Origin of the sequence: uncultured Blautia sp., assembly GCF_902497045.1 — a bacterium.
GTDB lineage: Bacteria > Bacillota > Clostridia > Lachnospirales > Lachnospiraceae > Blautia_A.
In genome coordinates this window covers 17,257-27,294 of the sequence record NZ_CABVDF010000012.1, presented here as the reverse complement: position 1 = coordinate 27,294, position 10,038 = coordinate 17,257, and the positions used below count along the sequence as shown (strand labels likewise).

The window sequence follows — 10,038 nt, the reverse complement described above, 5'->3', positions numbered from 1 at the left end:
ATGCAAGGACGCCGTTGCTTGCTGCATAATAATATTTATTATTATATTTGATCCAGGTTCCCTTATATCTGTTTCCACGATACTTGGTTGTAGAAGAACGCTCAAAGAAGTAATAGTACTTACCTACTTTTGTAACACCGCTGGCCATACGTCCGTCAGGAAGGAAATATCTGTCCTTGGACCAGTAATTCTGAACATTATTGCCGCCAGAAGTAAAGAGGAACCATCCAACAAATTTACCGTTAACAGTAACTTTCTGAATACCTTTCTTTTCCTGCACACGTCCTGCAACACTTCCAAAGTAGTAATAACGATTTTTGGTATTTGCTCCCAGACGTACCCAGCGATTCTTCCAGGTAGCACGTTTTCCGCTGCTGGTAAAGTAGTATCTGTAGCCTTGGATCTTGATCAGACGGTCTGTATATACCTGACCAAATTTATTGGTATAGTAGTAATAGCCATCGGCTCCTTTTGTCATTTTACTCTGAACAAGATATCCGTTGGCATCTGCAAAGTAAAGTGCATCTTTATTGTTAAAGATCTTATATGCCCCAGCCGGCATTTTTTTGTAACGGCCATTATCGCCAAAGTAACGGTACTGTGTTTTCTTATTCAGATCACGACCTACCCAAAAGTTACTCTTCATCTGACCAAAATCAGAGTTATAAGGAGTCAGGTTTTTTCCAGCTGCTGTATCCGGATTGGAAACACTGGTCTTATAAGACTCCATGAAATAATACTCTCCGTCACTGCTCTCAGTGTATCCGGCTGTTCCTTTTCGCATCAGAAATCTTCCGGTTACCATATTTCCGTTTCCATCAAAGTAATAAATACCCTTTGCAAGCTGATTTCCTTTGCTGTCTACGGTTGTAACCTCTACCATGGTCTTTCTGTAATATTCTACCGCAGCTCCGGCAGTTTCTGCCGGCGTTTCCTCTGTCTGAGTTTCTATTTCTGTCTCCGGTACAGTTTCCGGCTCTGCCGGTATTGTTTCCGGTACAACTGCTGCTTCATCTGAAAAATCTGCAGTGCCTTCATCTGCAGTTTCTTCCGGCATAACTTCCACAGTTTTAGTAACAGCTGTATCCTGGACAACGCTCTCTCCCTGTACCTCTGGTACTGTCATTACATCAGCAGGCACCTCTGGTACTGCTGTATCATCCGGAATTTCCTGCTCTGTGGCTTCTGTATTATCAGTGGGCTGCTGCACATCACCTGTATCCGGAGCTGTATTTTCCTGTACTGTTTTTCCTTTTGGAAGTTTACTCAGTTTCCATGCTTTACCAAATTGTTTCCAACGGGTATACAGAAGAGTGGCCTTATGTGCCTCTTCATCTACTGATTCAAAAGAAGCTGCGGCGGCTTCGGTATTTTCTTCTTCCAGGACCGGAGCCTGCTGTTCTGTTTCAGTCATATTATCTCCTGAACTGAACAGACCGTCAGAAAATTCCTCTTCTAAATGATCCAGTCCATCAGGAGAAGCTTCCATATCCGAAGATCCTCCTGTGTTATTATCTGTAATTTCACCGTCTGTATTATCTGAAGTTCCATTGCCTGTTGCATCTTCTGAGTCGGGATCTTCAATCGTAATACTTCCTCCGTCTGATCCTTCCGGGTCTTCTGTCTGTACTTCACCGTTTTCATTCTGCCCGTCTGCATTATCAGATACTTCATCTGAAAACGCATCTTCAGTTACCACTTCTGCAAAAGGCTCTGCTATCGCTGCTGCCCCTGTCTCCGCAACCATTGCCGAACACATGGTCAGACTTAACAAAACTGCCACTACTCGTTTTTTCAACGTACTTCCTCCTTATTTCTTTTCCACACCACTTGTTACTCTTTGTTTATTCACCAAGGCCGCTGCTGATCGCATCGACCATAGCTTTCATTGCTTCCTGTTCATCTGCACCTTCGCAGATAAGTTCGATTTCATCTCCACACTTCACACAGGCTCCCAGTACACTGAGGACGCTCTTCGCATTTGCAGTGCCTCCGTCATATGTGAATGTGATCAGAGACTGGTATTTAATTGCTATATTACACAATGTACCCGCAGGACGCAAGTGCAGTCCCGACGGATTATTGACAGTAATCTTCTGACTGAGCATAATTTTTCTCCTGTTTAGCTATTCTCTTCCGTTTTTGAAATTTTGGAAACCTCTATGTCTGCTTTGACTTCATCTACCAGTTCATAGCCTTCCGGAATACGAATGTCTACCGGAATCTCATAAACGCCTTCTTCAATATCTTTCAGGTCTATAGATGCCTTGATCTCCTTGTCCTGCAGATTTTCCAGTTCTTCTTTTGTTTTCTTGACACGAACTTCTATTTGAGCTGCATCAAACGTAACCTGCATTTCCTCCGGCATATTTTTAACCTTAATATTCTTCGTGGGAATGTCACATACCGTACTTCCCTCCGGAAGAATATTCACATGTACAAAAACATCCGAACTGGAGTCACTTATCAGCTTCAAACCTTCCGGCAGATAATCCGAGATATTTATTTTCTCCTCATAATCTTTCGTTTTGCCCGAAATATCAATAACATCAGCCGGAATAGAAATCGTATTTCCCTGTTCTGCCAGCGCACTCAGCGTTTGATCACTGCCGGATACACTGATCACATTTGGAGTGGTGGTAACGCTTTCCACCTGATATCCGTCTGCCGGTGTTCCGGAGCATTCCGCACTGATCTTAACATCAGTACGCACCTTCCACAAGCGTGCAGTTACATAAACCTTGGATACATTCAGATAACTCATATCCTGAGCACTGAATTCCTCTCCATTCTTATCTATAACCGTAACCTCTGTTTCCTTTATTACGTCCGAAGTTGCTCCATTCACATCAACAGATGCTGTTACCTTATCTATTTTATTAATCAGCGAAGTCGGTCCTGTAATCCTGATTTTCTCGGGACTTGACTCCAGTGTTCCGATCTCATAACCTTTTTCCGGTTTTGAATTATTTCCAACTGTTACATTTACAACAAACTCCTGAGTTTCTTTATCTTCAATATGAAGACTGAGATTCTGAGGGCTGACCTGGATATTTTCCGAAGGGATTCTGCCTATTGTGACAGAAATAGGAACCATCACCGGATTTGTATCCAGGCTTACTGCCTGCTGTAAATCTGCTGCGGCCCGGATGTCCATCACAGACAGATCATCAAGAACTTTTCTCTGTGCTTTGACTGTTACACGGATAGGCTCCTGCTCTTTATCTCTCATGCACATTTTTCCGTCTGCATCGATATATGCTTCATTTAAAAGCTGAACGTCTGTAACAACAAAGGATCGTGTCACAATAGGATTATCTACATTAATAACAAGAAGCCATACAAGAATTGCCACGATCAGAGAAAGAATCTTCAGAGAGAGATTATTTGTCAGTTTTTCCTTCATGCTTTGACCTCCCCTTAAAAAACTGTCTCAGTCGATTATTGTCAATAATAGTTTTATTTTGTGCTTTCTTAAGAATATCTCTAAGCTGAGTGGAAGTAATATCCCGTACCAGTACTCCGTCCTGGGCTACAGAAACCTGCCCGGTCTCCTCTGAAACAATGATCGTTACTGAATCGGACACTTCGCTGATTCCCACTCCTGCACGATGTCTGGTACCCAATTGTTTGCTCAGTTCCATATTATCAGATAACGGCAGATAACAGGTAGCTGCAACAATCCGGTTCCCCCGCATAACTACCGCCCCGTCATGAAGCGGAGTATTATGCTCGAAAATATTGATCAGAAGCTGACTGGAAAGAACAGCATCCACAGTAATGCCTGTACGTACAAATTCGTCCAGATGGTTCGTCTGTTCAATAACGATAAGCGCTCCTGTTTTTGCTTCTCCCATATCATAACAGGCCTTGATCAGTTCATTGATCGTCCTGTCGTTAAAACGTTCCTGTACTTCCTTTCCCACATCAAAAGGAATAATGGAAGCCATAATACGTTTCTGTCCAAGCTGTTCCACTACTTTGCGGAGCTCAGGCTGAAAAATGACGATAACTGCTGTGATCAAGGCACTGGCCAGTTTCGACACGATCCAGAGGATCGTATTCATTTTAAAAATATAGGCAACAATCAGAAAAGCGGCAATAACCAGAAGTCCCTTCAGGAGGGTATAGGCGCGGGTATACTTGATCCACACCATAAACTGGTATACAAAGACAGAGATCAAAAGGATCTCAATTACATCAATGATATTGACACTGGGCATATTGATACGTGAAAGATGCCCGTCCAATATGCTTATGATGTTCTGCATAGCCTCTCCTTTCTATCCGACGCGTCCTCAGTCAGCAGATCGATCCTGTTACAGATCTTTCAGTGATTCTTCCAGTTTTTTCTCAAAATCCACATCATCTACAATGGGTTTCCGTATTACTGTTTCCTCGTCCTGTACCGGACTTTCTTTTTTTCTCCTTCTGGGAGCTTCTTCTCCCTGAAAAAGTGGTTCATTATATTTTACCACTCGTTCCGTCTGCTTTCGCTCTTCTCTTACAGGCTCTGCATTGATCTTCTTGATACTTCTTTCAGAGGTTGTTACAAGAGCCTTTGGAACTGCTTTCACATAATAATAATACTCATCGTCCTCATATTCAAGTCTTTCTGTACGAGTATAATCTCCTCCATACACAAAAAACTCCAAAACAAGTCCGATCAGAACCGCTGCCACTGCAAAAATGATCATCGGCACTACAGAAATAGAAACACCCATCATGCTGCTTCCTGCAAGCATAAGCACAACATAGATGACTCCGCCTGCTACAATAGCTGTATGCCACGCATAATCAAACGTTCTTGTTCTGATCAGGTTTACTGCCAGAATAACAACAACAAACGCAACCAGTGTAAGCCACATCTCACCATTCTTCATCAGACCGTCTGCCAGAATAGTGATTCTGTCAAAAATCTGTGTGTCTGCACTCAGAAGGATCTGGGACTGCGTTCTGAGGAATCTTATAAAATAATAAATAATAACTCCGCCTGCCGCCGGAAGAGCGGAAAGTGCATTTCCAAGCAGTCCGCATCCAATAGGCAAAAGTACCGGAAGATCAAAGGCACATGCCATAGGTGTCAAAACCAGAACGATATTCTGGCCGGAGCTGAATCTGAGAAACATGATCAGCATAAACAATATCAGTACAAGCATAAAAGCAGCTACATCAATGCCCAGTACATAACTGTGAGCCACCATCAGTCCATAGCCGGTAAATATCATCATTCCAGATGGGAGTATCGAACAGATCAGTGCCAGGATCAGGACAACGAAAATATTATCCAGAACTGTCATATATCCCATATTTGAATTGATCCATACGAAATATATAAGCGCCAGAACAAATTTTATCAGCGGCTGCAGATACATCTCATATTTTGAATACAGGCTTTTGATCTTCTGTTTAAATTCCAATAATGCTGTCATTTTCGATTACCTCCTGCTGTTCCTCTGCCAGCGCTTCTTTTTTCTTCCCGTGTATAAATCTTGCTTAATTCTGTAAGCTGTATGTAATATTCTTTCACGCTTTTTTTCGCTTTATAATATTTCACAGAATACTGTATATATGTCAGGATAGAATATCCCACAAGTGCCGCCACATAACCAACGATTATGTAGACTCCCATAGAAACCAGATTCATCTTATGAAGATTCTCCATCAGATATTCGCCAAAGTAAACGGCCACAGCTGCAACAGCCATGATGTACCCAATAGTTACAAGAAAGAAATTCTTGATCAGTGCCAGACCAATATAATCACTCCTGTAATATTTGCTGACCGGAAGGTATTTCCTGCCTTTGCCCTGCTCATACATGGCAATCTTTGTCATTATCTTTACCTTTTCCTCGTTGATCATAATCTGCTCCTCAATCAAACATACATTCTCAGACAGCCTGTCTGAACTCTCCTCTATATCTGTTTTCCACAAACAGACACAGCTATTCATAGTACTTTAATTGTATCATATATCACTATGCATGAAAAGTATTTTTATGGTTTTTCTCATCCCTGCCCCGTACATAGTGTAATACAATACACCTTTTCAGCCCCTGCCGCTTTCAGGCATGAAGCCGCTGCTTCCATTGTGCTCCCTGTAGTGTATACATCATCCACTACCGCCACAGTGAATCCTCGCAGATCCTCTTTTACATAAAAGGCATCCTTCAGATTCTGTTTGCGCTGCACTGCATTCAGTTTTTTCTGAGACCTGGTTTCGTGGATCTTTTTCAAAATATCATGGGACACCGGGATTTCCAGTTTTTCTCCTATGCGGTCTGCCATATATCCTGCCTGGTTAAATCCTCTCATTCTCAGTTTTGCAGAAGTAAGAGGTATGGGGATCAGCACATCCGGATTCCACCTTCGTATCTCTTCTCCTATATACCTGCAGATGGATACTCCATAAAAGTCTCCATACTCCCTGGCGCCATAATATTTATATCGTACCAGAGACTGCCGGAGCTTTCCCTCATAAAGAAATACCGATCGGTTTCTGTCAAAGCTTCTTTTACGCCCCCGGCATTCTGCGCAGTATTCCTCCTGAGGTTTTACCGGTTTTCCGCACTTCAGGCAGTAATGGCCGCCTACTCTGCGGAATCCATCCTCACATTCCGGACATACAAGATCCGCCTGATTTCTCAGTATCCTGTGACAGACCGGACAATGTCTGGGATACAGAACATTTAAAAAAACATGAATAAGCTTTTTCACTGAATTTCCTTTCTCCCCGATGAAAAAGGATCCTACAGCTCCTCTTTCAGACGCACGTCAAGAGAACTGTAGCGTCTCTGCTGCTTTTCATTTTTGATCATTTCCCGAAATGTTTCTTCGCTTCCTACTAATGTCACGCATTTCCGCGCTCTGGTCACCGCAGTATAAAGCAGATTCCTGTTTAGAAGCATCCTTGGTCCGGACAAAAGAGGGATCACCACTGCCGGATATTCCGACCCCTGGGATTTATGTATGGTCACCGCATAGGCAAGTTCCAGTTCCTCCAGCTGTTTAAAAGAATATTCAGCACATCGTCCGTCTTCAAATTCTACTTCCGCCGTCTCCGAAAATTCATTAATAGATTTCAGGATCCCGGTATCGCCATTAAAAACACCAACTCCCTTGTCAACGGGAATTCCGTATCTTCCTCTGATTTCCCATTCAAGCTGATAGTTGTTGCGGATCTGCATTACCTTGTCTCCCTCCCGAAAAAGCCCCTGTCCCAGCTCTTTTTCTTTTTTAGAGGAATCCGGAGGGTTCAGATACCGCTGAAGGATCTGATTCAGACGTTCTACTCCAAGAAGTCCCTTTCTCATAGGTGTCAGTACCTGGATGTCAAAAGGTTTTGCTTCTACATATCGTGGCAGTTTTTCCTGGATCAAAGCTATCACCACCCGGATGATAATATCCGCATCCTGTCTTTTAAGGAAAAAGAAATCCCTGCTTTTATTGCTGAGGGTAACCTGTTCTCCCCTGTTGATCTTATGTGCATTAACTACAATATCACTTTCTGATGCCTGGCGAAAAATTTTCTTCAGTTCGACCACAGAGAACTCTCTGCTTCGGATAATATCACGCAGAACGTTTCCAGGTCCTACGCTGGGAAGCTGATTTTCATCTCCCACAAGAATCAGCCTTGTGCCTGCTGTCACTGCAAGAAGAAGCGAATGCATTAAATTGATGTCTACCATAGACATCTCATCTATTATGATAACATCTGCATCAAGAGGATTCTCTGCATTTCTTTCAAAATGGACTGCCTGTCCTTCTCTTTCTTCCTCCGGAAGACCGTTTAGTTCCAACATCCTGTGGATGGTCTGTGCTTCGTATCCGGTTGCCTCCGTCATACGCTTAGCCGCCCGGCCTGTGGGCGCTGCCAGACGGAGTTCAACACCCTCGCCTTCAAAAAAGCGGATAATAGCGTTGATCGTCGTAGTCTTTCCGGTTCCCGGACCTCCCGTTAAAATAAACAGACCGTGGCTGGCGGCCTCGGTCACTGCCTTTTTCTGCATTTCATCCAGGATAGTCCCTGTTTCCTTTTCAATCTGTCTGATCCGCCGCTGAACAAACCCTTCATCCTCAGGGCAGAGAATATTCAATTCTTTCAGCATCCTGGCTGTATTCAATTCCAGATAATAGAAACGGCTGGGATAGACCAAAACAGAGTCCCCCTCTTCTTTCAGGACGACTTTTCTTTCCATTGCAAGATCCATCAGATGTTTCTCCATGTAAGAAGAGTCTACACCCAGAAGCACCGATGCACGTCCAAACAATTCTTCCTGAGGAAGATACACATGCCCCTCTCCTGATGCCTGTAAAAGAGTATACATCATTCCGCTTCGGATTCTGTAATCCGAATCTGTATGGATACCGATCCTTCCTGCGATCTCATCTGCGATCTTAAATCCCACTCCACTGATATCGTCTGCCAGACGGTATGGATTTTCCTGCAGAACATTGTATACGGAATCTCCATATTTCTGATAGATCTTTGCACCCAGATTTAATGAAATACCATATTTCTGCAGGAACATCATCGCTTTGCGCATATCTGCCTTTTCGGCAGTCTGTGCAGCGATCTCCCGCGCTTTTTTTTCACTGATCCCTTTTACCTCTGCCAGCCGTTCCGGTTCCTCTTCCACAATTCTCATGGTATCTTCTCCGAAATGACGGACAATCCTGGCAGCAAGAGCCGCACCGATGCCTTTGATGGCGCCGGATCCCAGATATCTCTCCATCGCCAGCGCATCCTCGGGCATTTTTTCTACAAAAGAAGTGATCTGGAACTGTTTCCCGTAAATATGGTGGTTGATATAGCTTCCTGATGCTTCTATAGTGGCTCCCTGACTGAGCACCGGAAAATTTCCAACACAGGTCAGTTCCTCCTGACCTTTCACTCCTTTCATCACAAAGACCGTATATCCATTGTCCTCATTTCTGAAGATAACATGATCAATGTATCCGGTCACACATTCACTCATATCACTACTCATCCATTCTTGCCATGATCTCGGCGTATTTTCCTGTCCCTACTGCAACCACATTCATAGCATTCTGTACAGTCAGAGTATTTACGCCTGTTTTTTGTTCTATCAGTACATCCATCCCTTTCAAAAGGGCGCCGCCTCCGGTCAGAACGATTCCTCTGTCCACAATATCAGCGGCCAGTTCCGGAGGTGTTTTTTCCAGAACTCCATGTACCGCTTCCACGATCTGCCCGGTTGCATCTCTCAGTGCTGCCCGTACTTCCTCAGAAGTCAGTTTAATCTGCTTCGGAAGTCCGGTCATGATATTTCTGCCTTTTACCTCCATCACCTGAGGATTGGCCTCCTCCACAGCTGTGCCGATCTTGATCTTGATCTCTTCCGCCATATCCTCGCCGATAAAAAGACTGTGTGTCTTGCGGACATACTCCAGGATTGCCTGATCAAATGCATCTCCTGCTACTTTTACAGAAGCAGAAACAACAACGCCTCCAAGAGAGATCACTGCCACATCTGTTGTACCGCCTCCAATATCCACGATCAGATTTCCAAAGGGCTTTGTCACATCCACGCCGGAACCGATAGCCCCTGCAATAGGCTCTTCCACAAGGAATACCTGACGGGCACCTGCCTGATAAGTAACCTCTTCTACTGCTTTTCTTTCAATTTCTGTAATTCCGCTTGGAACGCAGATGCTGATGCGGGGTTTTCGAAAAGCCCGGCTTCCCATTGCCTTGGTGATAAAATACTTCAACATTTTTTCTGTAACATTAAAGTCAACAATTACGCCCTGACGGATCGGACGTATCACTTCCATGTTGGAAGTCACATGACCGGCCATCTGGCGGGCCTCCTCACCTATGGCTCTGATTTTTTCCGTATCCTTATCATATACCACTATAGAAGGTTCCTGAAGCACAAGTCCCTTCCCTGTAGAATAAACCAGGCAGTTCTTTGTCCCCAGGTCGATACCAATATCACTTGCAGGCATAACGCCCTCCTTTCCGATCGTCTTCTGCCATTCCGATATCTGCAGAAAAATCTATTTTCATGTTTG

At 43.9% G+C, this 10,038-nt stretch carries 8 protein-coding genes and 1 pseudogene; all 9 read right to left on the bottom strand.

What is annotated here, in order from left to right; all coding sequences use genetic code 11:
- A pseudogene (locus RDS42_RS02420) lies at positions 1-1,798 on the bottom strand (hypothetical protein); the annotation flags it as partial.
- 46 nt (positions 1,799-1,844) lie between these two features.
- Entirely contained in the window at positions 1,845-2,108 is a 264-nt protein-coding gene (locus RDS42_RS02415) for an HPr family phosphocarrier protein (RefSeq protein ID WP_308782197.1), read from the bottom strand.
- 14 nt (positions 2,109-2,122) lie between these two features.
- Complete coding sequence (locus tag RDS42_RS02410) at positions 2,123-3,406, bottom strand: CdaR family protein (RefSeq protein ID WP_308782196.1); 1,284 nt, start codon at positions 3,404-3,406, stop codon at positions 2,123-2,125.
- Positions 3,384-4,271, bottom strand: a complete 888-nt coding sequence (cdaA, locus tag RDS42_RS02405) for a diadenylate cyclase CdaA (RefSeq protein ID WP_308782195.1) — start codon at positions 4,269-4,271, stop codon at positions 3,384-3,386. The genes RDS42_RS02410 and cdaA overlap by 23 nt, the downstream gene beginning before the upstream one ends.
- Before the next feature lie 48 nt (positions 4,272-4,319).
- Positions 4,320-5,432, bottom strand: a complete 1,113-nt coding sequence (locus RDS42_RS02400; RefSeq protein ID WP_308782194.1) for a hypothetical protein — start codon at positions 5,430-5,432, stop codon at positions 4,320-4,322.
- Positions 5,429-5,863, bottom strand: a complete 435-nt coding sequence (locus tag RDS42_RS02395; RefSeq protein WP_308782193.1) for a hypothetical protein — start codon at positions 5,861-5,863, stop codon at positions 5,429-5,431. The genes RDS42_RS02400 and RDS42_RS02395 overlap by 4 nt, the downstream gene beginning before the upstream one ends.
- 146 nt (positions 5,864-6,009) lie before the next feature.
- The gene (locus RDS42_RS02390; protein ID WP_308782192.1) at positions 6,010-6,717 is read right to left on the bottom strand and encodes a ComF family protein; all 708 of its coding nucleotides are present in this window, start codon (positions 6,715-6,717) and stop codon (positions 6,010-6,012) included.
- 32 nt (positions 6,718-6,749) lie between these two features.
- Positions 6,750-8,978, bottom strand: a complete 2,229-nt coding sequence (locus tag RDS42_RS02385) for an ATP-dependent RecD-like DNA helicase (RefSeq protein WP_308782191.1) — start codon at positions 8,976-8,978, stop codon at positions 6,750-6,752.
- 4 nt (positions 8,979-8,982) lie between these two features.
- Entirely contained in the window at positions 8,983-9,972 is a 990-nt protein-coding gene (locus tag RDS42_RS02380; RefSeq protein ID WP_308782190.1) for a rod shape-determining protein, read from the bottom strand.
- Between the last annotated feature and the right edge of the window lie 66 nt (positions 9,973-10,038).

What these genes read in the sequence shown, in the direction of transcription:
- RDS42_RS02415 (WP_308782197.1), bottom strand. Translation starts at nt 2,108, where the DNA reads ATGCTCAGTCAGAAGATTACTGTCAATAATCCGTCGGGACTGCACTTG.
- RDS42_RS02410 (WP_308782196.1), bottom strand. Translation starts at nt 3,406, where the DNA reads ATGAAGGAAAAACTGACAAATAATCTCTCTCTGAAGATTCTTTCTCTG.
- cdaA (WP_308782195.1), bottom strand. Translation starts at nt 4,271, where the DNA reads ATGCAGAACATCATAAGCATATTGGACGGGCATCTTTCACGTATCAAT.
- RDS42_RS02400 (WP_308782194.1), bottom strand. Translation starts at nt 5,432, where the DNA reads ATGACAGCATTATTGGAATTTAAACAGAAGATCAAAAGCCTGTATTCA.
- RDS42_RS02395 (WP_308782193.1), bottom strand. Translation starts at nt 5,863, where the DNA reads ATGATCAACGAGGAAAAGGTAAAGATAATGACAAAGATTGCCATGTAT.
- RDS42_RS02385 (WP_308782191.1), bottom strand. Translation starts at nt 8,978, where the DNA reads ATGAGTGAATGTGTGACCGGATACATTGATCATGTTATCTTCAGAAAT.
- RDS42_RS02380 (WP_308782190.1), bottom strand. Translation starts at nt 9,972, where the DNA reads ATGCCTGCAAGTGATATTGGTATCGACCTGGGGACAAAGAACTGCCTG.